Origin of the sequence: Blastomonas sp. (assembly GCF_041747255.1) — a bacterium.
GTDB lineage: Bacteria > Pseudomonadota > Alphaproteobacteria > Sphingomonadales > Sphingomonadaceae > Blastomonas.
The window spans coordinates 1-22,441 of sequence record NZ_JBGTFM010000107.1; the positions used below are offsets into that span (position 1 = coordinate 1).

22 protein-coding genes are annotated in these 22,441 nt (G+C 60.3%); 10 read left to right on the top strand and 12 right to left on the bottom strand.

Annotation, left to right across the window (positions count from 1 at the left end):
• Window positions 1-22: 22 nt before the first annotated feature.
• Complete coding sequence (gene guaA, locus ACEW8G_RS03670) at window positions 23-1,588, top strand: glutamine-hydrolyzing GMP synthase (RefSeq protein ID WP_373487113.1); 1,566 nt, start codon at window positions 23-25, stop codon at window positions 1,586-1,588.
• Window positions 1,589-1,622: 34 nt separating this feature from the next.
• Here the strand turns inward: guaA and ACEW8G_RS03675 are convergent, their stop codons facing one another.
• The 3 genes from ACEW8G_RS03675 to ACEW8G_RS03685 form a co-directional block, all read right to left on the bottom strand.
• Window positions 1,623-2,024 carry a DUF1398 domain-containing protein gene (locus ACEW8G_RS03675; protein WP_373487093.1) on the bottom strand — a complete coding sequence of 134 codons (402 nt, stop codon included), beginning with the start codon at window positions 2,022-2,024 and terminating at the stop codon, window positions 1,623-1,625.
• A 110-nt stretch (window positions 2,025-2,134) separates the two neighbouring features.
• Entirely contained in the window at window positions 2,135-2,896 is a 762-nt protein-coding gene (locus ACEW8G_RS03680; protein WP_373487094.1) for an NYN domain-containing protein, read from the bottom strand.
• 39 nt (window positions 2,897-2,935) lie between these two features.
• Complete coding sequence (locus ACEW8G_RS03685; protein WP_373487095.1) at window positions 2,936-3,550, bottom strand: pyridoxamine 5'-phosphate oxidase family protein; 615 nt, start codon at window positions 3,548-3,550, stop codon at window positions 2,936-2,938.
• A 121-nt stretch (window positions 3,551-3,671) separates the two neighbouring features.
• Between ACEW8G_RS03685 and lipA the strand changes: the two genes are divergently transcribed.
• Window positions 3,672-4,613: a lipoyl synthase gene (lipA, locus tag ACEW8G_RS03690; RefSeq protein WP_373487096.1), complete on the top strand. Its 942-nt coding sequence runs from the start codon at window positions 3,672-3,674 to the stop codon at window positions 4,611-4,613.
• Window positions 4,614-4,620: 7 nt separating this feature from the next.
• On the top strand, window positions 4,621-5,085 hold the full coding sequence (locus ACEW8G_RS03695) for a type II toxin-antitoxin system RatA family toxin (RefSeq protein ID WP_373487097.1): 465 nt from the start codon (window positions 4,621-4,623) through the stop codon (window positions 5,083-5,085).
• On the opposite strand, the gene ACEW8G_RS03700 is transcribed toward ACEW8G_RS03695, so the two are convergent.
• Genes ACEW8G_RS03700 through ACEW8G_RS03710 form a run of 3 tightly spaced genes read right to left on the bottom strand, consistent with a single transcriptional unit; the run spans window position 5,043 to window position 7,295 of the window.
• Window positions 5,043-5,546 (bottom strand): CinA family protein, encoded by a 504-nt coding sequence (locus tag ACEW8G_RS03700; protein ID WP_373487098.1) that lies wholly within the window; start codon window positions 5,544-5,546, stop codon window positions 5,043-5,045. The genes ACEW8G_RS03695 and ACEW8G_RS03700 overlap by 43 nt on opposite strands.
• The gene (locus ACEW8G_RS03705) at window positions 5,543-6,094 is read right to left on the bottom strand and encodes a hypothetical protein (RefSeq protein WP_373487099.1); all 552 of its coding nucleotides are present in this window, start codon (window positions 6,092-6,094) and stop codon (window positions 5,543-5,545) included. The genes ACEW8G_RS03700 and ACEW8G_RS03705 overlap by 4 nt, the downstream gene beginning before the upstream one ends.
• Window positions 6,095-6,110: 16 nt before the next feature.
• A complete protein-coding gene (locus ACEW8G_RS03710; RefSeq protein ID WP_373487100.1) occupies window positions 6,111-7,295 on the bottom strand; it encodes a bifunctional 2-C-methyl-D-erythritol 4-phosphate cytidylyltransferase/2-C-methyl-D-erythritol 2,4-cyclodiphosphate synthase in 1,185 nt (394 codons plus the stop codon).
• Between the two features lie 86 nt (window positions 7,296-7,381).
• On the opposite strand from ACEW8G_RS03710, the gene dusB reads away from it, so the two are divergent.
• The 7 genes from dusB (at window position 7,382) to hflX (ending at window position 16,675) form a co-directional block, all read left to right on the top strand.
• Window positions 7,382-8,389, top strand: a complete 1,008-nt coding sequence (gene dusB, locus ACEW8G_RS03715; RefSeq protein ID WP_373487101.1) for a tRNA dihydrouridine synthase DusB — start codon at window positions 7,382-7,384, stop codon at window positions 8,387-8,389.
• The gene (locus ACEW8G_RS03720; protein WP_373487102.1) at window positions 8,365-9,474 is read left to right on the top strand and encodes a nitrogen regulation protein NR(II); all 1,110 of its coding nucleotides are present in this window, start codon (window positions 8,365-8,367) and stop codon (window positions 9,472-9,474) included. The genes dusB and ACEW8G_RS03720 overlap by 25 nt, the downstream gene beginning before the upstream one ends.
• A 6-nt stretch (window positions 9,475-9,480) precedes the next feature.
• The gene (locus tag ACEW8G_RS03725; protein ID WP_373487103.1) at window positions 9,481-10,893 is read left to right on the top strand and encodes a sigma-54-dependent transcriptional regulator; all 1,413 of its coding nucleotides are present in this window, start codon (window positions 9,481-9,483) and stop codon (window positions 10,891-10,893) included.
• Between the two features lie 126 nt (window positions 10,894-11,019).
• Window positions 11,020-13,323: an ATP-binding protein gene (locus ACEW8G_RS03730; protein ID WP_373487104.1), complete on the top strand. Its 2,304-nt coding sequence runs from the start codon at window positions 11,020-11,022 to the stop codon at window positions 13,321-13,323.
• Window positions 13,324-13,326: 3 nt separating this feature from the next.
• The gene (locus tag ACEW8G_RS03735; RefSeq protein ID WP_373487105.1) at window positions 13,327-14,691 is read left to right on the top strand and encodes a sigma-54-dependent transcriptional regulator; all 1,365 of its coding nucleotides are present in this window, start codon (window positions 13,327-13,329) and stop codon (window positions 14,689-14,691) included.
• Window positions 14,692-14,838: 147 nt separating this feature from the next.
• Window positions 14,839-15,333: an RNA chaperone Hfq gene (gene hfq, locus ACEW8G_RS03740; protein ID WP_373487106.1), complete on the top strand. Its 495-nt coding sequence runs from the start codon at window positions 14,839-14,841 to the stop codon at window positions 15,331-15,333.
• Window positions 15,334-15,430: 97 nt separating this feature from the next.
• Window positions 15,431-16,675, top strand: coding sequence for a GTPase HflX (gene hflX, locus ACEW8G_RS03745; protein WP_373487107.1), 1,245 nt, complete (start codon window positions 15,431-15,433; stop codon window positions 16,673-16,675).
• Here the strand turns inward: hflX and mazG are convergent.
• The 6 genes from mazG to ACEW8G_RS03775 all read right to left on the bottom strand — a co-directional run bounded on the left by mazG (window position 16,670) and on the right by ACEW8G_RS03775 (window position 22,268).
• Entirely contained in the window at window positions 16,670-17,431 is a 762-nt protein-coding gene (gene mazG, locus ACEW8G_RS03750) for a nucleoside triphosphate pyrophosphohydrolase (protein ID WP_373487114.1), read from the bottom strand. The genes hflX and mazG overlap by 6 nt on opposite strands.
• Window positions 17,432-17,525: 94 nt before the next feature.
• Window positions 17,526-18,140, bottom strand: coding sequence for a TIGR02281 family clan AA aspartic protease (locus tag ACEW8G_RS03755; protein ID WP_373487108.1), 615 nt, complete (start codon window positions 18,138-18,140; stop codon window positions 17,526-17,528).
• 10 nt (window positions 18,141-18,150) lie between these two features.
• Window positions 18,151-18,915, bottom strand: a complete 765-nt coding sequence (locus ACEW8G_RS03760; RefSeq protein ID WP_373487109.1) for an MBL fold metallo-hydrolase — start codon at window positions 18,913-18,915, stop codon at window positions 18,151-18,153.
• Entirely contained in the window at window positions 18,912-19,691 is a 780-nt protein-coding gene (locus ACEW8G_RS03765; RefSeq protein WP_373487110.1) for a TatD family hydrolase, read from the bottom strand. The genes ACEW8G_RS03760 and ACEW8G_RS03765 overlap by 4 nt, the downstream gene beginning before the upstream one ends.
• On the bottom strand, window positions 19,691-21,235 hold the full coding sequence (metG, locus tag ACEW8G_RS03770) for a methionine--tRNA ligase (protein ID WP_373487111.1): 1,545 nt from the start codon (window positions 21,233-21,235) through the stop codon (window positions 19,691-19,693). The genes ACEW8G_RS03765 and metG overlap by 1 nt, the downstream gene beginning before the upstream one ends.
• A gap of 34 nt (window positions 21,236-21,269) precedes the next feature.
• Window positions 21,270-22,268, bottom strand: a complete 999-nt coding sequence (locus ACEW8G_RS03775) for an AAA family ATPase (protein ID WP_373487112.1) — start codon at window positions 22,266-22,268, stop codon at window positions 21,270-21,272.
• Window positions 22,269-22,441: the final 173 nt, after the last annotated feature.

The window sequence follows — 22,441 nt, forward strand, 5'->3', positions numbered from 1 at the left end:
CGCTCAAACTATCCGCACATTCATGACCATCGCGCACGACGAATCCATTCTTATTGTCGATTTTGGCAGCCAGGTGACCCAGCTGATCGCGCGGCGGGTGCGCGAGGCTGGGGTGTATAGCGAAATCGCGCCATTTAATGCTGCTGAAGCCGCATTCGAGCGCATGAAGCCAAGCGGCGTCATCCTGTCAGGCAGCCCTGCATCGGTGCCCGAAGCGGGCAGCCCGCGCACGCCCGATGTCATATTGCAATCAGAGTTGCCAATCCTTGGCATATGCTATGGCCAGCAGGTGTTGACTGAACAGCTTGGCGGGAGCGTGGAAGGCGGCGGCGACAAGGGCGGCGAATTTGGCCGCGCCTTCATTGAAATCACCGACCGCTGCCGGCTGTTTGACGGGCTGTGGAAAGAGGGCGAGGCGCATCAGGTCTGGATGAGCCATGGCGACAAGGTCACCGAGCTAGCCCCTGGTTTCCGCAGCGTCGCCTCATCGCCCGGCGCGCCCTTTGCCGTGATTGCCGATGACGAACGGCGCTTTTACGCGATGCAGTTCCACCCCGAGGTCGTCCACACCCCCGATGGCGGCAAGCTGATCGCCAACTTTGTCCGCCATGTCTGCGGTTGTCGCGGCGATTGGTCGATGGCAGAGTTCAAGGCCGCCAAGATCGCCGAAATCCGCGCACAGGTGGGCAGTGCGCGGGTCATCTGCGGCCTCTCCGGTGGGGTCGACAGTGCGGTTGCCGCCGTGCTGATCCACGAGGCGATTGGCGAGCAGCTGACCTGCGTGTTCGTCGATCACGGCCTGATGCGCAGCGCCGAGGCCGATCAGGTGGTCAGCCTGTTCAGGGGTCATTACAACATTCCCCTCGTCCATGTGCAGGCCGAGGCGCTGTTTCTGGGAGGGCTGGCGGGCGTCACCGATCCTGAGGCCAAACGCAAATTCATTGGCAAGACCTTTATCGAGGTGTTCGAATCCGAAGCGCGCAAGATCGGCGGGGCGGAATTTCTCGCACAAGGCACGCTGTATCCCGATGTCATCGAAAGCGTGTCATTTACCGGCGGTCCTTCGGTGACGATCAAGAGCCACCACAATGTCGGCGGTCTTCCCGAGCGCATGGACATGAAGCTGGTCGAGCCATTGCGCGAACTGTTCAAGGATGAGGTCCGCGCATTGGGCCGCGAGCTTGGCTTGCCGGACGTGTTCGTCGGTCGTCACCCGTTCCCTGGTCCCGGCCTTGCCATCCGCATCCCCGGCGAGGTGACCCGCGAACGCTGCGATATCCTGCGCAAGGCCGATGCGGTCTATCTTGACGAAATCCGCAATGCTGGCCTGTACGATGCGATCTGGCAGGCGTTCGCGGTGCTGCTTCCGGTCAAGACTGTTGGGGTGATGGGTGACGGGCGCACCTACGACAATGTCTGCGCCTTGCGCGCGGTGACTTCCACCGATGGCATGACGGCGGACATCTATCCTTTCGATGCCGCATTCCTCAGCCGCGTTGCGACGCGGATCATCAATGAGGTCAAGGGGATCAACCGCGTTGTCTATGACTATACGTCCAAGCCGCCGGGGACGATCGAGTGGGAATGACCCTGTCGGCTAGCCTTTGAGGGCAGGCCGAGAATTATTGCGGGAACAGTTCGATGTGGGTTTCGGCGGTGCGACCGAAATAGGCCACACGGCGGCCGGGAAATGAGACAAGATAGCCCGCACAACCAGCAGCAGTGACGCGGTCGCAAAACTTCTGATAAGTGTATCCGGTATCGCCGGATTGCGCCCAGCGGACCAGCAATTCAATCTCGGCGCTGTCGAAACGCTCTGCGACCGGTTTGGCTGGCTGGGCCAGGGCAAGGTCAATGTTCTCACCGTTCGGAAGATAATACGTCTGGCTTTGGCGACGATAATCGACCGAATAACCTTCAAAGCCGGCATCAAGCAGTCTGCTGATGATCTCGGGAAAAGCCAGGCTTCCATCGTACGCGGCTAACAAACACGTTTTTGCAATGGCAATTTGGTTGGCGTCCATACCCAGTTCCTATCATCTTCTCAGGACTTAGCGCGTGCAGCGTCAGTCGACAGCGATGCCTCTCAGCCCATATGCCGCGACAAGCTGACTGAGCAGGGTCCGTTTTTTGGTCAGCGCAGCCTTTTGACGAACAACCCGCCACTGTCGCGGCGTTCGGTGACAAACTGCGGCGAGGCTTCGAACATGTCGAGCAGCCTGGCAAAGCCATGATTGCGCACATCGAAGCTTGACCGGTTGCCGGCCAGCTTTCCGACCTCACTGAGTGACGCGAAACCCCGCTCGTCGCGCTTGCTCGCCTGATAAGCATCGATCAACAGCCGGATCACATCCTCATCGATGCTCGCGCCGCCCGCAGCGGGTTTCGGGTCTGCTTTGGCTGGCGTTTTGGCTGCAGCAGCGCTCTCGGCCTTTTTCTCAGCCCCCTGCACCTTGATGAGCGCACCGACATCGATGAACCGCGTGCAGGCCTGCTTGAATGCCTCGGGCGTGCGATCACTGCCAAAGCCATAGACAGGCAGGCCGTCCTGCCGGATGCGTTGCGCCAGTGGCATGAAATCGCTGTCCGAACTCATGATGCCAAAGCCTTGGACGCGCCCGCGAAACAGCAGGTCCATCGCATCAATGGTCATCTTCATGTCGGTGGCGTTCTTGCCCTTGGTAAGATCGAACTGCTGTTGCGGTTCGATGCCGAATCGATGGACAATATCTGCCCATCCCTTGAGCGCGGGCTTGCGCCAGTTGGCATAGGCGCGGCGGATGTTGACGGTACCAAGCTCGGCGAGCACCGTCAGCACCGGATCGATGCCCGATGGGCTGGCGTTGTCCGCATCGATCAGCAGGGCGACATTGAGCGAAGGATCGTTGGTTGGCATCGCGCGACCATGGCGGTTACGGGGGTGCAAATCAATGACTTAAGGCACCATCCACTGGCCATACCAGCGTCCGTCAGCGTACCGCTCAAACAGAGCGCGGCGGTGGCCAGTGTGCGCCAGGAAAAGCCATTCGATCCGGTTGATGTCTGCCAGCAGCAACGCAAAATTGACGCGGCCCGGGGCAACTTCATCCTCATCATCCGGCACACGGCCCGCGATGTCAGCGGTGAGACCCGACACGGGCGCATCGCTAAGACTGCCCGGTGCAGGGTCAGCCAGATAGCAGCGGCGGGCAAACAGCGTCGCATTCTGCCACGCCTGGTCGGCCACCGGGCTGTCATACTCGATCCGCGCCGTGCCGGTCAGCCTGAACTGAAGCTTTGCGCCCGGATCATAACACAGCACCGATATCGGCGCTGCATCACCGATCTGCGCAACCTTGGCGGCGCGGGCATCGCTATGGAACCGTAGCCGGGCAGCTGCAGGATCGAAGGCGCGCAGCACCATGACGCGCAGGGCAGGGCTGCCATCGGCCGCGATGGTGCCGACCACGGGGGCATGCATCGCCGCCTTGCGATCTTGCGCAGCCCGCCCGAGCCGCCGCAAGATATCAGCGAGGATCGCCTCCAGATCATCCGGAATCGCAATCGTCATAGCAACAGACTGGGGTGAATGGAGTGCATTACACTTGCCTCTATCAGACGGTTCGCGTCGTCAACCGCCAATCACTTTTACCGGTGGAAGTGACGCCGGGGCTGCGCTAAAGCGCTGGACCATGAACGAGATTTCACCGATTGAAAGCCCCGATGTACGCCCCGCGCGCGTCCGCAAGCCCGACTGGATCCGCGTGCGCGCGCCGACCAGCAAGGGGTATAACGAAACCCGCAAACTGATGCGCGATCTGAACCTGAATACGGTGTGCGAAGAAGCGGCGTGCCCGAACATCGGTGAATGCTGGACCAAGAAACACGCAACGGTGATGATCCTTGGCGATGTGTGCACCCGCGCCTGCGCCTTCTGCAACGTCAAGACCGGCATGCCGCGCGCGGTTGACCTGAAGGAGCCGCAGCATGTTGCCGACGCTGCCGCGCAGATGGGCCTGCAGCACATCGTCATTACTTCGGTCGACCGCGATGACCTTGCCGATGGCGGCGCCAGCCAGTTTGTCAAGGTGATCAACGCGCTGCGTCAGACCACCCCGCATACCACGATCGAGATCCTCACGCCTGATTTCCGAAACAAGCACGAGGCGGCGGTGGAAGCGATCGTGGCGGCGCGTCCCGATGTGTATAATCACAATCTGGAAACTGTGCCCCGGCTTTATCCAACGATCCGCCCCGGAGCGCGATATTACGCGTCGCTGCGCCTGCTCGAGTTGGTGAAGCGGCTGGACCCGACAATCTTCACAAAGTCCGGCATCATGATGGGGCTGGGTGAAGAACGGCTTGAGGTGCACCAGGTGATGGACGACATGCGCTCTGCCGATGTCGATTTCCTGACCATGGGCCAATATTTGCAGCCCACGCCGCGCCACACCAAGGTGATCGATTTCGTGACGCCCAAGGCGTTCGATGCTTACGCTGCCATCGCCCGCGCCAAGGGCTTTTTGCAGGTCGCGTCCAGTCCACTGACCCGGTCCAGCTATCATGCGGGTGAGGATTTTGCCGAGATGCGCGCTGCGCGGGCTGCCAAGCTGGCGCGCGCTGCAGCTCGCTGATCCTGCCATGCCCTCGCACCGCGAAACCCGCGATATGCCCTATCGCCCCGAACAGATGTATGACCTGGTTGCAGATGTCGCGCGCTACGGAGAGTTCTTGCCCTGGGTGATCGCCACGCGGGTGCAGACTGACAGCGACACCGAAATGGTTGCCGACATGGTGGTGGGCTTCAAGCAGTTGCGCGAGAAGTTCACCTCGCGCGTGCGCAAACAGGCAAAGCAGCGCATTGAGGTTGAATATCTCGATGGTCCACTCAAGAATCTTGAAAACATCTGGCAGTTTTCAAGCGATGGCCAGGGCGGCTGCCACGTTGATTTTTATGTCGCGTTCAGCTTCAAGAACCGTCTGTTTGAATCAATTGCTGGCCAGTATTTCGATCGCGCGTTCCGCAAGATGGTGAGCGCGTTCGAAACCCGGGCCGAGGCGCTTTACGGTAGCAGCAGTTCAAGCGCCGACATCGCCGCACACTGACGGATGTCGGCGCGCGAGAGCGTCGCATCAAAGTTTTTCTGTTCAGCGCTGATGTCGTTTTCGCTCTGATTGCGCCGGGCAAGCGCGAAGACAACGGTTCCGACCGGCTTTTCGGGCGAGCCGCCGTCGGGGCCGGCGATGCCAGTCACGGCAACGGCGACATCGGCATCCGAATGTTTGAGCGCCCCGCGCGCCATTGACCAGGCCACAGCGATGGACACTGCGCCAAAGGTATCGATCAGCTCTGCGCTGACCCCTAGGGATTCGATCTTTGCCTCGTTGGAATAGGTGACGAAACCTCGGTCCAGCACCGCTGAACTGCCCGCAATTTCGGTGATCGCGGCGGCCACCAACCCGCCGGTGCAGCTTTCCGCGAGCGCAATCGTCCGGCCCGCCGCCTTATTTTCTTCAACCACACGCATCGCAAGATCAATCAGCGCAGGGGGCAGCAGGTTGTTCACCGTGCCGCATCCTTGCAGATCTTGAACGGGCTGCTCGGGGCGTTGGCAGGTTTTTTGGCGGTGTCGTCGAGCTTGATCAGCGCGACCAACAGCTTGCCGACATTGGCGGGGGGCAATGGCTCCAGCGCCGCATAAAAGTCGTCAATCGCGCCGCAATCAGTCGGTTTGATCTGCTGTTCAACCAGACTGGTGACGACGGAGCGTAAGAAAGGCCTAACAAAGGCGGGATCAGCGCTGGGCGGCATGCTGATGTCGGCGCTCGCCAGAAAGGCGCGGCTGGCCTCGGGCCAGGCCCTGTCGGCTGCGGGCTTGTAAATCTGCGTGATGCGGGCCGAAGCATTTTGTAGCGCTGATCCGGCTGGCAACTGGCCTGCACACATCTTGCGTGCGCTGCTCAGAGCATCGGGTAGCGCAGCGACGGCCATAGCCTGCGCTTCGTCCGGGTTCAGGCACCTGCTTGACTGCGCCGCCGCTGCGACTGGCAGGCTAGCGGTGGCGATGAGTGCTGACATGGCCGCCAAACGGCAGATTGCGGACAGGTTCGACATCGTCTGGTTCCTTGTGTCAGCCGCCGGTGATGACGGTGGCGATGGCTTGTGCGGCAATGCCTTCGCCGCGTCCGGCAAAGCCAAGCCGTTCAGTCGTGGTCGCCTTGATGGCCACCTGATTGGTCTGAATATCGAGGATCGTGGCGACCCGCGCCTGAATGTCGTGTTTATATGGGCTGATCTTTGGCGCTTCGCAAATGATCGTCAGATCGACATTGGCAATCGTTGCACCTGCGACGCGGACGAGTTGCGCCGCATGCGCCAGAAACTGAGCTGAATCTGCACCACGCCACTGTGGATCAGACGGGGGAAAATGCTCGCCGATATCGCCCAATGCCATTGCTCCGAGCAGCGCGTCGGTCAGCGCATGCAGCGCAACATCGGCATCGCTATGCCCTGCGAGCCCCTTGTCGTGCGGAATGAGGATACCGCCCAGCCACAGCTCCTTGCCCGCCACCAGCCGATGGACATCATAGCCCATGCCGGTGCGCGGCATTCTTGCAGGCGGGGCAACAACCATCGTGAAATCCTCAGCAAAGGTAATTTTCTTCAAGCGCTCGTCGCCCATCACAAAGGCAACGTCCAGCCCGGCGGCTTGCGCGATACAGGCGTCGTCGGTCGCTTCGGTTGTATCCGGCCACGCCAGATGCGCCGAAAGGATGGACGGCAATTTGAATGCCTGCGGGGTTTGCACGCGCCACAATCCACCACGGTCCACCGGCTCGCGCAACACGCCATCATGACCGCGCGCGATGCTGTCGACCACCGGCAGCGCGGGCACTGCTCCTGCGTGGCTGTCGAGCGCGCGCGCCAGCCGGTCAAGCACGGCGGCATTAAGGCCGGGGCGCGCCGCATCATGGATATACACCCGGTCAGCGCTGCCCGGATCGGCAAGCGCCTGTAGCCCCAGCCTGACCGAGTCCCGCCGGGCCTCTCCGCCGGTCACCAGCCGCACGGCATCGAAGCCGCGCAAGGCTTCGCGCGCCAGATCATGCTGGTCTGCCGCCACCACGACGACAATGCAGTCAGCCTTGCCCCAATCGGCAAACGCCTGCACGCTATGGCGCAGCAAGGGCAGCCCTTCGTAAAGTGCGAACTGCTTGGGCACATCGCCGCCTGCGCGTAATCCTTTGCCGGCAGCGACGATGAGCGCTGCATTGCGCAGCTCTTTGCCAGCAGGATTGGGCGGGGATGACACCATCGGGGCAGGCGCATAAACCAAGTCCTGCTTGCCCGCCAGCCGCTTTGCGATTATGCGACTGCCTAAATTTTAGGCAGTTCGTGAATATGTCAGTCGTCCCCCTGTTGCAGCCGATCAAGGTCGGCGCGCTTGAAATCGCCCAGCCCGTCATTCTGGCGCCGATGACCGGCGTCACCGATATGCCGTTCCGCACGTTGGTCCGCCGCTATGGGTCGGGCCTGAACGTGACCGAAATGATCGCCAGCCAGGCGATGATCCGCGAAACCCGCCAGTCGCTGCAAAAGGCGGCATGGCATCCGGTCGAGGAACCCGTATCGCTTCAGCTGGCAGGATGCACGCCCAAGGAAATGGGCGAGGCGGCAAAGCTCAACGAAGATCGCGGTGCGGCGATCATCGACATCAACATGGGCTGCCCGGTCAAGAAGGTCGTGAACGGCGATGCGGGTTCGGCTCTGATGCGTGATTTGCCGCTTGCCGCATCGCTGATCGAGGCGACGGTCAAGGCGGTCAAGGTGCCGGTGACAGTCAAGATGCGGATGGGCTGGTGCCACGACAGCCTGAACGCGCCCGAGCTTGCCCGCATCGCCGAAGACCTTGGGGCAAAGATGATCACGGTGCACGGACGCACCCGCAACCAGATGTACAAGGGCTCCGCCGACTGGGCGTTTGTCGCGCGCGTCAAGGCGGCGGTGCGCATCCCGGTGATCGTGAACGGTGATATCTGCAGCATTGACGATGCACGCACTGCATTGGCGCAAAGCGGCGCAGACGGCGTGATGATCGGACGCGGCGCCTATGGCAAGCCGTGGTTGCTGGGGCAGGTGATGCATGCGCTGCAGACCGGCGAGGTGTTGCCCGATCCCGACCTGGACGAGCAATATCGCCTGATCGTAGAGCATTATCACGCGATACTTGACCATTACGACGAGCACGTCGGTGTCCGCATGGCGCGCAAGCATCTGGGCTGGTACACCAAGGGCCTGCCGGGATCAGCCGAGTTCCGCAACCGCGCCAACCAGATCGACGATGCGAAAACCGTGTTGTCGATGGTGCGGGACTTTTACGAGCCATGGTTGCGTCGCGCCGCCGCCTGATGCCGCTACCGGCTGAACCGATTCCCGATGCCGCAGCGCAATTGCAGAGCCTGCCGATGGCGGTGCTGTTGCTGCGCGCTGACCATAGCATAGCGGCGGCCAATGCGGCGGCCGAAAACCTGCTTGAACAAAGCGCGCGGCGGCTGATCGGGCGTCCGCTGCAGGAATTCCTGCAGTTCGATGACGCGCGCATTGGTCACGCGCTCACCCAGCCCGATGCCAATCTTGCCGCGCACCGCATGATGGTGCGGATTGGCCGCAATTCGTCACAGAAGGTCGATATTTCGCTCAGCCCCGTCGGCCAGAGCGAAGGCTGGCAAATGCTGGTGTTTTCTGAGGTTGGAGCTGGCTCGACGCTGTTTGAGAGCGACCAGGGCGCAGAGGGCTTTGCAGTGCGCGGCCCCGATGTGCTGGCGCATGAGATCAAGAACCCGCTCGCCGCAATCAAGGGCGCGGCGCAGCTGATCGAGCGGCAGGTCGATGGCCCCGGCAAGCGCCTCACCGGCCTGATCAGCGCCGAGGTCGATCGCATTGCATCGCTGATCGACAACATGCAATATCTCACCCGGCGCACCGCTGTGCCCGCACAGCCCTGCAACATTTTTGAGGCGATCGCGCGGGTGTGCGACATCGTCGAGACCGCGCATCCAGGCAAGGTGCGGATCGTCGAAGCATTCGATCCGTCGATCCCGCTGGTGCTCGCTGACCCAGACAATCTCGTGCAGGTGCTGCTCAACCTGATGACCAACGCCTGTGAAGCACTTGAGGGTGTTGCCAACCCTTGCATCACTATTTCAACGCGATTTGTCAGCGGCGTGCGTGTCAGGCTGTCGCGCGAAGACCGGTTCATCCGGCTGCCGGTTGAGATCCGGATCAGCGACAACGGCCCGGGGATTGATGCAGACATCGCCGAGGATATATTCTCGCCCTTCGTCACCACCAAGAAATCAGGACAGGGGCTTGGTCTTGCGCTGGTGCAAAAGCTGGTGCGCGACATGAACGGGCGGATCATCCATGAGCGCGACACAGCGCTGGGCATCACCAGCTTCCGGCTGTTCCTGCCGCTGGCATCGCAACAGGGATAAGGGCACATGGGCAAATCGATCCTGCTGGTGGAAGATGACCGCGCGATCAGCCAGGTGATCGTTGCCGCGCTTGAGGCTGAAGGGTGTACGGTCGATCATTGCACATCGATTGCGCGGCGCGACAGCCTGCTTGCCACCAATCGCTACGCGGCCATCCTGACCGATGTCATGCTGGAAGACGGCGACGGGATCACGACACTGGACAGCGTGCTCGCCCGGCATCCCGATGTGCCGATCATCGTGCTGTCGGCGCAGAATACGCTGGATACCGCTGTGCGTGCGAGCGACGCTGGCGCGTATGAATATTTCCCCAAGCCGTTCGACCTCGATGAACTGATCCGCGCTGTGCTGCAGGCAATGGCGCGCAGCGGCGATACCGGCGGCTTGGCTGATGCAGACCCTGCTGAGAGCGGTTTGCCGCTCGTCGGACGCAGCGCGCCGATGCAGACCGTCTACCGGATGATCACGCGCGTATTGCGCAATGACCTTTCGGTGCTGATTCTGGGCGAATCGGGCACGGGCAAAGAGCTGGTCGCAGAGGCGATCCATCAGCTTGGCCATCGTAAGCAGGGGCCGTTCGTCGCGGTCAACATGGCGGCGATCCCGGCGGAACTGATCGAATCTGAGCTTTTCGGGCATGAGAAGGGCGCGTTTACCGGCGCGGTGTCTCAGTCCATCGGCAAGTTTGAGCAGGCGCATGGCGGCACGCTGTTCCTCGACGAAATCGGCGATATGCCGTTGCAGGCGCAGACCCGGCTGCTGCGCACCTTGCAGACCGGACGGATCAGCAGGGTAGGGGGCCTGCGCGAGATCGATCTGGACGTGCGGTTTGTTGCCGCCACCAACAAGCCGTTTGGCCCGCTGATCGAATCGGGCATGTTCCGCGAAGACCTTTATTACCGGATCAATGTCGTCCCCATCGACCTGCCGCCGCTGCGCGAGCGGCTGAGCGACATTCCGGCGCTGGTCGATCATTTCCTGCTGCTCGCTGTGCAGGAGGGGCTGCCGCGCCGGCACTTTGACAACAGCGCCATCGCGGTGCTGCAACGCCAGAGCTGGCGCGGCAACGTGCGTGAACTGCGCAATCTGGTGTTCCGCGCCGTGATCCTCAGCCGCGACGACATTGTCGATGGTGCGGCGCTGCAGGGCATTTTTGATGACAATGCGCTGGGCAGCAGCGCGCGGCGCGAAGACAGCGATTTCGAACAGGCAGTAACCCGCTTTCTGCTGACCGAGCGGCCCGAAAACGGGACGGTTTATGACCGCGCGCTGGCGGCCTTTGAGGTGCCCTTGCTGCAAGCGATCCTGCGCCAGTGCGATGGCAATCAGGTCAAGGCGTCGGCGATGCTGGGCATCAATCGCAACACTTTGCGCAAGAAGCTGGTCGAATATGGCATCGAGACCTCAGCATTGAGTTAAACCGGGCGGCGTTTGCGGCAGCGATGCCACAAATAAGCGAAAACTCTTGTATTCGCGCAACGCACCTGTTGTAAACGAACAACGATGTCCGTGTCCCCAGCATTGCCAGCCTTCAAAAGAAGCCGATTGGCGCGCCGTTTTGCGCTGATGGTGCGCAGGGGCACTGTGTTTCCGTTTGTCGAGATCGGCTGCGTCATCCTGTTGCTGTCCACGATGAGCTTCTCGTGGTGGCTGGTGAGCACCGTTCAGGCGCAACAGGCGATGCTCCCGGCACCGGTTACTGCGGCCTTGCTGGTCGCCAATCTCGTGCCCGCGATGGCGCTGCTGGCGTTGATTGGACGTCGGGTGGCTATTCGGCGTGCCAATGCCAGCGGTGAACAGGGCAGCGGCAGCCTCCATGTCCGGTTTGTCGCGCTATTCTCGCTGATTGCGTCAATCCCGATGCTGCTGGTGGTGGTCATGACATCGCTGCTGTTTCAATATGGGGTCGAATTCTGGTTTTCTGATCGCGCACGCGCGATGCTGGAAAACGCCAATGATCTGGCGCGTGGCTATTATGAAGAGGGTAGGCGCGACGTCTCTGCGGAGTCAGTGGCGATGGCCAGCGATCTGCGCGAATATCTGCAGCAGGCCCAGATCGACAGTCCCGAGTTCGCTGAAGCCTATATCTTTCAGGTCGTCGGGCGAAAGATGAACGAATCCGCGATTGTGGAAATCGGCCAGGACAACGTGATCCGCACCGCAGCCATTGTCGATCCCGACAACCGCGCCTCGGCTGATCGGGTGACCCCCGAGATCGTTCGTCAACTCGAAGCGGGCGAGGTTGCGGTGATTTCGGCCGAAGCCGACCGCATCGAAGTGGTCACTGCGCTCGACCGGCAGGCGCGCGTCTACCTTTATGTCGCGCGTGCGTCCAACCAGCTGGCGCTCAGCCAATGGGAGCGCGCGCAAACCGTGCTTTCAGACTACAAGGCACTGTTTGCAAGGTCGCAGAATCTGCAAATCCGCTTCAACATCGCGCTGTTCGTGCTGTCGTTGCTGCTGGTCGCGGTCGCGCTGTGGGCCGCACTCAAATTCGCGGACCGCATGGTGCGCCCGCTCACCGACATGGCCGGGGCCGCACGCGCCATCAGCGCCGGTAATTTTGCAACGCGCGTCGTCACCAGTGGGCGCGGCGATGAGGTCGGCGTGCTCGGCCGTGCATTCAACCGCATGGCGAGCCGACTCGCCGAGCAGACTTCGGCGCTGATCCGTGCCAACAGCCAGCTCGACGATCGCAGGGCGTTTATCGAGGCGGTCCTCGAATCGGTCAGCGCCGGGGTCATCTCGGTCGATCCGATGGGCATGGTGCGACTGATGAACAGCACCGCTCAGCAGTTGTTGCAGACCGATGCAGCGCAATGCCTTGGACGACCATTGTCGAGCATCGCGCCGCAGTTCGCCAGGCTGGTGGGTGATGGTACCGAGAAGGCGGTCATCCAGTATGCGCGGGGCAGTGAATTGCTGACCCTCGCCGTGCGCGCGGTGCGCGAACCTTATGGCATGGTCATAACCTTCGAGGACATTACCCAGCAGCTCGTCGATCAGCGCCAGGCGGCGTGGTCCGACGTTGCGAGGCGAATCGCGCATGAGATCAAGAACCCGCTGACCCCGATTCAGCTTGCCGCCGAACGTCTCAAGCGGCGCTATGCCAGTAAGCTCAGCCCCGATGACAGCATTTTTGGCCAGCTGACCGACACCATCGTCCGCCAGGTCGGTGACCTGCGTAACATGGTCGATGAATTCTCTTCATTCGCCCGGATGCCCAAGCCTGTATTCCGGGAAGAAAACTTCTTCGATCTCGTCCGTCAGGCGGTGTTCCTGCAGGAGGTTGCTCACCCGAAAATCAGCTTCCTGGCCAATGGTGAGCACGACGGAAGTGATCTGCATTGCGACAGGCGGCAGATCGGCCAGGCGGTGACCAACATTTTGAAGAACGCGGTCGAGGCGGTTGAAGTGCGGCATACCGCAGACACTGACACCGAAGGCAGGATCAGCGCCACCGTCACGCGCGATCATGACGGCCTTGTCCTGACGCTTGAGGACAACGGCATCGGCCTGCCCGCCGACCGCGATCGGATTGTTGAACCGTATATGACAACCCGGGAAAAGGGCACCGGCCTGGGTCTCGCCATCGTCAAGAAGATTGTCGAGGAGCATTTCGGCGAGCTTGGCTTTGAAACCAACGATCAGGGTGGCACCACCGTGACCGTGCGCTTCAACACCCAGCTATTGCGCCACAGCGCGCAGGAAGACAGCGATGCTTTGCACCCATCGGACTTCCGAACAGGGACCGAAAAAGTGGTAACATTGCGCGACCGGGGCGAACAGTTAAGCAATGGCGCGACAATGGTCGTCGATATCACATCATGTGACAAAGGAAGCGAATAAGACATGCCTTTGGAAATTTTGATCGTGGATGATGAACGCGATATTCGCGAGCTCGTCTCAGGGGTGCTTGAAGACGAGGGCTATTTCTGTCGCACAGCAGCAGGCAGCGATGAGGCACTGGCAGCGATTCAGGAGCGGCGGCCATCGCTGGTGCTGCTTGACGTCTGGCTGAAGGGCAGCAAGCTGGACGGGCTGGAACTACTCGACGAAATCAAGGCGCATGATGCCGACTTGCCCGTCATCATCTTTTCCGGTCACGGCAACATCGACACCGCCGTTTCGGCAATTTCGCGCGGCGCGGTGGACTTTATCGAAAAGCCGTTCGAGGCCGAACGACTGATCCATATGGTTGCGCGCGGTACAGAGACCGACCGTTTGCGGCGCGAGAATGCCCAACTGCGCGAAAAATTCGGCATTTCCGATGAACTGACCGGCAACTCGAGCACCATCAACGCGGTGAGGGCTACATTGAAACGGGTGGCCAACAGCGGCAGCCGCCTGCTGATTACGGGACCGGCTGGGGTCGGGAAGGAAGTCGCGGCACGACTGCTGCACAGCTGGAGTGGCAGGGCCAATGGTCCTTTCGTTTCGGTTAATTCAGCGCGCATGATGCCGGACCGGTTTGAACAGGAACTGTTTGGTGAGGAAGACCAGGGACAGCTTGCCACGCCGGGGCTGCTTGAACGCGCGCACGGCGGCACGTTGTTCCTCGACGAGGTCGCTGACATGCCCGAATCGACACAGGCGAAAATCCTGCGCGTACTGACCGATCAGACCTTCACGCGGGTCGGAGCAACGCGTCCGATCAAGGTCGATGTGCGGTTCGTATCGGCCACATCGCGCAACCTTGAATACGAAATCGAGGAAGGCCGCTTCCGCCAGGATCTGTTCTACCGGCTGAACGTCGTTCCTGTCGAAATCCCCGCGCTGACCGACCGGCGCGATGACATCCCGGCGCTGGTGGAGCATTATGTCGCCCGTTTCGCCCGTGAACACGGCATCAAGCCGCCAGAAACCAGCAGTGAAGCGATGGCTGCACTGCAAAGCTACAACTGGCCGGGCAATGTGCGCCAGCTACGCAACGTCATCGAACGGACCATCATTCTGGCACCGCGTGGTCGGTTGGCTACAATCGAGGTGGACATGTTACCGCCAGAACTCATTCAGGGCGACAGTGGCCGTGCCGCGGGTATTTCAAGTCTGATGGGCGTGCCGCTGCGCGAAGCACGCGAGAGCTTTGAACGCGAGTACCTCAAAATCCAGATCAGGCGCTTTTCAGGTAACATTTCCAAGACTGCCGAATTCATCGGCATGGAGCGTTCTGCGCTGCATCGTAAACTTAAATTGCTGGGCTTGCATGATCGCTGAAACAAAAAGTCGATTGTAGCCATTGGCGACGAACCAGCCGCACGCTATGGAGTTGAACGGATTCTTTCGCAAACGCAGCATGGCTTGTGTCTCGTTGCGCAGCTTTAACAATGTGGTGCAACGCCATCACCAAGACCGGGGGTCAAAATGACCGAAAAGGCTCAGAACATTCAGGATGTCTTCCTCAACTCCTTGAGAAAATCAAAAATTCCCGTCACCATGTTTTTGGTCAAAGGAGTCAAACTCCAGGGTATCGTTACCTGGTTCGACAATTTTTCCGTCATGCTGCGGCGTGATGGCCAGTCGCAGCTCGTCTACAAACATGCGATTTCAACGGTCATGCCTGCCCAGCCGATTGACCTGGCACCTTTTGCCGACCTGATGGGAGCAAGAAGCCCAAAAAACCGGGGGTTGCAGGAAGTGTTCCTGCGCACGGTGCAGGAAACCGGCGTGCCGGTGACGATGTTTCTGATCAACGGCGTGATGCTGCAGGGCAAGGTCGCAGCGTACGATTTGTTCTGCATGTTGCTGGAGCGCGAGGGCATGGCCCAACTGGCCTATAAGCACGCAGTATCGACCGTGCAGCCAAACGGGCCGATTGATCTCACCGGCGACTGGGCGGATGAAGAAGCTGCTGAATGAGCCCTATTGCACAGCCTTGCGGCATCGCTGACGTTTGAACCAGTCCGACACCCTTGAATTTGCGCGGGGCGCGCCTGCCGTCATTGCATATCCCGATATGGTGCGACGCAATGCGGCTGATACCGAGGCCAGACTTGCCGAGGCGAGCGGTCTTGCGCTGGCCATCGGCATCAGCGTGCGTGCCACCCATGCATTCCGCATCCGCACCGCGCGACCGGCAACGCTGTTTGGTGGCGGGCAGGTGGAGACCATAGCGGCCAGTCTGGAAGACGAGGACGCACAGTTGCTGATCGTCGATGGCAGCCTGTCAGCCATCCAGCAGCGCAATCTTGAAGAGCGTCTCAAGGTCAAGGTGATTGACCGCACCGGGTTGATTCTCGAAATTTTCGGCGAACGCGCGGCAACCGCCGAAGGGCGACTGCAGGTAGAGCTCGCGCATCTTGACTATCAAGCCGGGCGGCTGGTGCGCAGCTGGACCCACCTTGAGCGGCAACGCGGCGGCTTCGGCTTTCTTGGCGGTCCGGGCGAAACCCAGATCGAGGCCGACAGACGCATGATCCGCGACCGTATGGCGAAGTTACGCCGCGAGCTTGAGCAGGTGAAACGCACGCGTGGTTTACATCGTGAGCGCCGACAGAAAGCGCCCTGGCCGGTGATTGCTCTCGTTGGCTACACCAACGCGGGCAAATCGACCCTCTTCAACCGTCTGACTCACGCCGAGGTGCTGGCCGAAGACCTGCTGTTCGCAACGCTCGATCCCACGATGCGCGCGATCCGTTTGGATGGCGTTGACAAAGCGATCCTGTCGGACACAGTGGGCTTTGTTTCTGATTTGCCGACCGAACTCGTCGCTGCGTTTCGCGCTACGCTCGAAGAGGTCTTGTTGGCAGACGTGATCATCCATGTGCGCGATATCTCGCATCCAGAAACGCGGGTACAAGCCGAGTCGGTAGAGGCGATTCTGGCTGATCTGGGGTTGAATATCGACCCTAATGGCGCCGAGCAGGGGCTGTCAGTCCCGGTGATCGAAGCCTGGAACAAATGGGACAATCTTGATGATGACGCGCGGACCGCTGCGCTCCACACGCGCGGTGATGGGCTGACGATTTGTCCAGTGTCGGCCCTGACCGGGGAGGGGGTCAAGGAACTGCTCGCCGCCGTGTCGGCTGCGCTGGTAATAGGCCACCGCATCTATCAGGTGCAGCTGCCGCAGGGCGATGGCCAGCGGCTGGCTTGGCTCCACGCGCACGGCGAAGTGCTGGATCAGCGCGAGCTTGATGACCAGTCCTATGTCTCGGTAAGACTGTCGGACAAGGACTGGGGACGATTCTGCGCCTTATAAGGCCTGCGCCTCTTTGACGCGCTGCCACAACGCTTCCTTGTCATCGAGCGACAGTTCGGCAAAGCCTTCGCCGGCGATGTCTTCCATGCCGCGAAACCGCCTCTCGAACTTGGCGTTGCCTGCACGCAGCGCTTCCTCGGCCGAGATGCCGAGCCGACGTACGACATTCACAGCAGCGAACAGCAGGTCGCCAGCCTCGTCAAGCCTTTCCACTGCGCTGGTAGCCGTACTCAGTTCCGCCGCCTCCTCGACCAGCTTGTCAACTGCTCCCTGATCGTCATCCCAGTCAAAGCCGGTGCGCGCCGCACGCTTTTGCAGCTTTTCGGCGCGCAGCAATGCGGGCAGGGCAAGCGCAACGCCATCCATGGCGCTGGTCGAACCCTGATCGCTGCGTTCGCTTGCCTTGATCGCCTCCCAGTCCCAGTCCTTCTGTTCCGTCTGGGCAAAAATGTGCGGATGACGGCGGAGCATCTTGTCGCTGATTGACGCTATGACGTCATTGATAGAGAACAGACCCAATTCCTCGGCCATCTGGCTGTGGAACACGACCTGCAGCAAAAGATCGCCCAGTTCATCCTTGAGCGCCGCCATGTCATCGCGGGCGATCGCATCAGCGACCTCATAGGCTTCCTCGATGGTGTAAGGCGCGATGGTTGCGAACGTCTGTTCGAGATCCCACGGGCAACCACTGGTCTTGTCACGCAGACGCGTCATAATTGCGACCAATCGGTCGAGGGGCTCGCTGCGCTGTAACAGATGATCGGGGGGAGAGGTTGATCCTGGCTTGGTCTCACGCGTCAATCTAAATCTCCATAAGTGCGATAATATATATTATGTTAAATTTTATCGGTCATGATGCAGGATCGTGTGGCGTCAAAATCATAGTATCCCCCTCAACCCGCCAGCCTTGCAGTTCGGACAGAAAGTTCATGCCCAGCACATTGGTGTCGCCAAACGCATCGGCGATCACCACCGCATGATCAGACATCTGCAGGCTGCCAACGCGCATGTCGGCGACCGTCCCCCGGTCAGCGGCGATCGTTCCGTTGGCGGTGTTGATCATCATTTTCATGCTGAAATCGTCACGCGCTACATTGGCACGTTGGGCCGATGCCGCCGACAACGCAGTAAAGGTGGCGCCGCTGTCGACCATGAAACGCACTGACTGGCCATTGACCGAAGCATCGACCCAGAAATGACCATCGCTGTTTTTGCGAAGGTTCATGGGTGCCCCAACGATTTGCGGCCCGCTGTCAATGCCAAGCTCACCGGTGACCCGTGACCAAATCATCTTCATCTCGGGACGAAAACTCACCAGCAGGAACAGCAGCGCGAAAATACCGACCCAGCCCATCGCCATCTTCAGTGTCTGGCCGATCGGCAAGGTGCGTGAGATCAGGGCACTGCCAACGAGCACCAGAAGCAACAGGCTGTAGATCAGGCTCACGGTCTGGCCTTCGGTCATCGTCGCAAACTCACAGGTTGATCGTCAGCCCATCATAGCCCGGCTCAACCCCTTCGGGCAATTGCGCGGCAAGCGTCGCATAATCGAGGCTCTTGTCCATGTGCGTCAGGATAGTGTGGCGCGCACCGCAGGTTTGTGCCAGCGCCAGCGCCATATCGAGATGCGCATGAGTCGGGTGCGGCGCCTCACGCAGACAATCGACAATCAGCACATCGCACCCCTGATAAAGCGCGACCATGGCGTCGGTCACAGCGCTAAAATCGGTCGCATAGACAATTGACGCGTCGCTCGTCTCAAACCGCAAACCTGTCGAAAGGACCGGACCGTGAGGCTGATCAACCCAGCGCATGCGCATCCCGCCGAGCTTAACGTCATCGGTGAGCAGATGGGGAACAACTGTCGCGGGATATCCGCCCTCACCAGCGAACACATATGAAAACCGGTGTCTAAGACTTTGAATGGTATAATCTCGACCATAGCCAAGTAACGGCGCACGGCGGTTGAGATAGAGTTGTCGTAAATCATCGATGCCATGGCTGTGATCCGCATGATCGTGGGTCCACACCACAGCATCGATGCTGGAGATGTCATTGTCGAGCATCTGGCAACGCATATCGGGCGAAGTGTCAACCAGGATCGTCTTGTCATCGTTCACAACCGCCAGCGACACGCGTGAACGACGGTTCCGAGAGTTGTTCGGGTCACAGCGCCCCCAGTCATTGCCGATCCTGGGCACGCCGCCCGAGGTGCCGGAACCGAGCAGGATTGCCTTCATGGGGTCGCCCGGCTGAACAGGCGATAAAAGTTTGCGCTGGTTATATCGCACAGGTGTTCGAACGACTCACTGCGCAGATCTGCCATAAATCTTGCGGTGTCGGCAACAAAGGCAGGTTCGCCCTGCTTGCCGCGATGCGGCACTGGTGCCAGAAACGGTGCATCGGTTTCCACAAGTATGCGATCAGCAGGAAGACCGCGCGCGACAGCCTGTAGATCGCGCGCATTCTTGAATGTCACGATGCCAGAAACAGAGATAAAAAGCCCTAGGTCCAGCATTTTGGCGGCGAAATCTGCGCTCGCGGTGAAGCAATGAATAAGCGCAGGGAAGGCCCCCTTCCCCATCTCGTCAGCTAATATGACAGCAGTATCGTCTTCAGCATCGCGGGTGTGGACGATCAGCGGCAGACCGGTGGCGCGCGATGCTGCGATATGGGCGATGAAGCTGCGCCGCTGCTGGTCGCGGTCCGAATGGTCGTAGTAGAAATCCAGCCCCGTTTCGCCAATTCCGATCACCCGGTCATCGGCTTCGGCACGCGCGATCAGCCGTTCGGTATCAATATCGGCATGGTCATCAGCTTCGTGCGGATGGATGCCGATGCTTGCCCACACATCATTCTCGCGGTGTGCGGTTGCGGTGACAGCGTCCCATTCACTGGCGCGGGTAGAGATGTTGAGCATCGCCGTTACGCCAGACGCGCGGGCCCGGGCAAGCAGGTCCAACTGCTGTTCGGCCATGCCCTTGTAATTGAGGTGGCAGTGCGAATCGACCAGCATCAGGCAGCTTCGCCTACAGGAACATCAATGCGGGGGAAAATGGGCTGCGGCGGCGGTAATGGATTGCCCGCGACCAATGGCTCACCGATCGCCGCAAAATCGCGCGCATCAGCGGCGACATCCAGCAAATCCAGCAGTTTGTTGGAGCTTGATGGCATGATCCATCGCAGCATGATGCCAAGGTTGCGCAGCGCCTCCAGCGTCACGAACAGAATCGTGTCGGCACGTTCGGGGTCGGTTTTGCGCATGGCCCAGGGTGCTTGCTCAGCAAAATACTGGTTGGTCAGCGAAGCAGCCTCAAAAATGCGTTCCAGCGCCGCGTGGATACGCAAGTGATCCATCTCGGACTTCATTGCATTGAAGATCTGCACCTGGACCACGTTGAGCAAGACCGCGTCGACGTCAGTTAGCTCACCGGGCACGGGCACCTTGCCGTCACAGTTTTTGGCGACGATGGAGAGGCTGCGCTGCGCCAGATTACCGATGTTGTTGGCAAGATCGGCATTGCACCGCAAGGCAATCGCCTCGGGCGAATAGCTGCCATCCTGCCCGAAGCTGACCTCGCGCATCAGAAAATAGCGCAGCTGATCCACGCCAAAGGCATCGGCCAGCGCGAACGGATCAACGACATTGCCGACCGACTTCGACATCTTCTCGCCCTTGTTGAGCAGAAAGCCATGGCCGAACACCTGCTTGGGCAAGGCCAACCCGGCGCTCATCAGGAAGGCCGGCCAATAAACGCCATGAAAACGCATGATGTCCTTGCCGATCAGGTGCAGGTCTGCTGGCCAGTGGCTGCGCATCAGATCGGTGTCATCAGGATAGCCAAGGCCAGTGAGATAGTTGGTCAGCGCATCGACCCACACGTACATCACGTGCCCGTCGCTACCGGGGACCTTGACGCCCCAGTCGAAACTGGTGCGCGACACCGACAGGTCGTTGAGCCCGCCCTCGACAAAGCGCATGAGCTCGTTGCGGCGGCTGTCAGGCTGCAGGAAATTGGGCTGGTCGCGGTAGTGATCGAGCAGCGGCTGCTGATATTTCGACAGGCGAAAAAACCAGGTTTCTTCCGCCGTCCATTCAACCGGCGTACCTTGCGGCGAGAGCTTGCCCCCCTCGCCTTCGACCAGCTCATCCTCGCTATAAAAGGCCTCGTCGCGCACCGAATACCAGCCTTCGTAACGATCAAGATACAGATCGCCTTTGGCAGCCATCGCCTGCCAAAGTGCCTGGCTGGCGCGGTGATGTGCGCCTTCCGATGTCTGGATAAAACGATCATAACTTACATCAAGTCTGTTGCACATATCCATGAAATACTGAGACATTTCATCTGCAAGCGCGCGTGGATCAGTGCCAGTCTCGCGCGCCTTTTGCAACATCTTCAGCCCGTGCACATCGGTCCCGGTCTGAAAGCGGACATCACGCCCGCTCAGTCGCTGAAAACGCGCGATCGCATCGGCGGCGATCGCCTCATACGCATGGCCAATGTGCGGCCGTCCGTTGGGGTAGCTGATCGCGGTCGTGATGTAATAAGGTGCGCCCATGGCGGTGGTTCTGCCGTCTGTTTAAGTCAGCCGCCTACCTAGGCGGGGCCAGCCTTGCCAGCAAGCCGCCAATTTGAAAGGCAACCGCCTGCGCATCCAGATTAAGGATGATCGCGCGTGCGGCCAGCTGATCCATCTCTTCGCACGCCGCGATGGCCAGCGGGATCCGATCATCGCGCAGAGTGCGGATCACAGTCGCGGCAAAGCGCGGCGCATAATGCAACAGTGCGCGAAAACGGTCACGGTTGGCCTTACCATTGACCAAAGCACCAAGCCTGAGCCTGAGTTGATGGTCATGGTCGCCACTGCGGGCAATCGACATCAGGATTTGGTCGATCTTCGCCATATCGAGTCCGGCAAAGCGCAGTGCCTGGCCGGGAGCACCCTGCCCCAGCCTTACCAGCGCTGTGATCTCGGCGGTATCAAGGGCAGGCTGCGCAGACTTGAGCGCAGCCGTCATCGCCGCATCGTCGAGCGCCATAAAATGCAGAACGAGACAGCGGGATCGAATGGTAGGCAGCAACCTGCCCGGATTATGCGCCAGCAACAGAAATATCGTGTTCTCAGGGGGTTCCTCAAGGTTCTTGAGTAAAGCATTGGCCGCGTTGCGCTCTAGCATATCGGCTGAGTCAATGATGATCACCCGACGTTCCGCCATGCTTGGTCGAACCGTCAGCCGCCGGTGTAGGCTGCGGATTTGATCGACCTTGATGTTGCGTGCCAGATCAAAAGGTTCGCCCTTTTCGGCCTTGCGCGCTTCCTTGTCATCGCGCGGCTCCAGCGTCAGATAATGGCAATCGGGGTGCAGGTCGTTGGCCAGCAACCGACCAGCGACTCCGGTCTCGTCAGGATCGAAATGCGCAGCTGCAAAATCTGGCGCACGCGTCAGCAAATGGGCTGCAGCCTCGCGCGCAAAGCTGCGTTTGCCAATGCCTTCCGGCCCAGCCAGCAGCCAGCCATGGTGCAGGCGGTGCGCCTGAAAAGCCCGCAAAAGCGTTGCTTCTGCTGCATCATGCCCCAGCAACCGGGTCATGACGTCATGATGTCAAGATGCGCCAGCGCGAAGACAATTCGCGCATGGACCGCGTCGGCATCACCAGACGCGTCGATGATCCGGAAGCGATTGGGCTCCGCGGCTGCAAAAGCACTCAAGGCAGAATTCACCGCGCGGTGAAATGCTGGATCACGACCGCCAATCCGGTCTGG

What these genes read in the sequence shown, in the direction of transcription:
- lipA (WP_373487096.1), top strand. Translation starts at nt 3,672, where the DNA reads ATGAACGAGATTTCACCGATTGAAAGCCCCGATGTACGCCCCGCGCGC.
- guaA (WP_373487113.1), top strand. Translation starts at nt 23, where the DNA reads ATGACCATCGCGCACGACGAATCCATTCTTATTGTCGATTTTGGCAGC.
- ACEW8G_RS03695 (WP_373487097.1), top strand. Translation starts at nt 4,621, where the DNA reads ATGCCCTCGCACCGCGAAACCCGCGATATGCCCTATCGCCCCGAACAG.
- ACEW8G_RS03755 (WP_373487108.1), bottom strand. Translation starts at nt 18,140, where the DNA reads ATGACCGAAGGCCAGACCGTGAGCCTGATCTACAGCCTGTTGCTTCTG.
- metG (WP_373487111.1), bottom strand. Translation starts at nt 21,235, where the DNA reads ATGGGCGCACCTTATTACATCACGACCGCGATCAGCTACCCCAACGGA.
- ACEW8G_RS03735 (WP_373487105.1), top strand. Translation starts at nt 13,327, where the DNA reads ATGCCTTTGGAAATTTTGATCGTGGATGATGAACGCGATATTCGCGAG.
- ACEW8G_RS03680 (WP_373487094.1), bottom strand. Translation starts at nt 2,896, where the DNA reads ATGCCAACCAACGATCCTTCGCTCAATGTCGCCCTGCTGATCGATGCG.
- ACEW8G_RS03775 (WP_373487112.1), bottom strand. Translation starts at nt 22,268, where the DNA reads ATGACCCGGTTGCTGGGGCATGATGCAGCAGAAGCAACGCTTTTGCGG.
- hflX (WP_373487107.1), top strand. Translation starts at nt 15,431, where the DNA reads ATGGTGCGACGCAATGCGGCTGATACCGAGGCCAGACTTGCCGAGGCG.
- ACEW8G_RS03725 (WP_373487103.1), top strand. Translation starts at nt 9,481, where the DNA reads ATGGGCAAATCGATCCTGCTGGTGGAAGATGACCGCGCGATCAGCCAG.
- hfq (WP_373487106.1), top strand. Translation starts at nt 14,839, where the DNA reads ATGACCGAAAAGGCTCAGAACATTCAGGATGTCTTCCTCAACTCCTTG.
- ACEW8G_RS03685 (WP_373487095.1), bottom strand. Translation starts at nt 3,550, where the DNA reads ATGACGATTGCGATTCCGGATGATCTGGAGGCGATCCTCGCTGATATC.
- ACEW8G_RS03765 (WP_373487110.1), bottom strand. Translation starts at nt 19,691, where the DNA reads ATGCTGGTCGATTCGCACTGCCACCTCAATTACAAGGGCATGGCCGAA.
- ACEW8G_RS03720 (WP_373487102.1), top strand. Translation starts at nt 8,365, where the DNA reads ATGGTTGCGTCGCGCCGCCGCCTGATGCCGCTACCGGCTGAACCGATT.
- ACEW8G_RS03675 (WP_373487093.1), bottom strand. Translation starts at nt 2,024, where the DNA reads ATGGACGCCAACCAAATTGCCATTGCAAAAACGTGTTTGTTAGCCGCG.
- ACEW8G_RS03760 (WP_373487109.1), bottom strand. Translation starts at nt 18,915, where the DNA reads ATGAAGGCAATCCTGCTCGGTTCCGGCACCTCGGGCGGCGTGCCCAGG.
- ACEW8G_RS03710 (WP_373487100.1), bottom strand. Translation starts at nt 7,295, where the DNA reads ATGGTGTCATCCCCGCCCAATCCTGCTGGCAAAGAGCTGCGCAATGCA.
- ACEW8G_RS03705 (WP_373487099.1), bottom strand. Translation starts at nt 6,094, where the DNA reads ATGTCGAACCTGTCCGCAATCTGCCGTTTGGCGGCCATGTCAGCACTC.
- dusB (WP_373487101.1), top strand. Translation starts at nt 7,382, where the DNA reads ATGTCAGTCGTCCCCCTGTTGCAGCCGATCAAGGTCGGCGCGCTTGAA.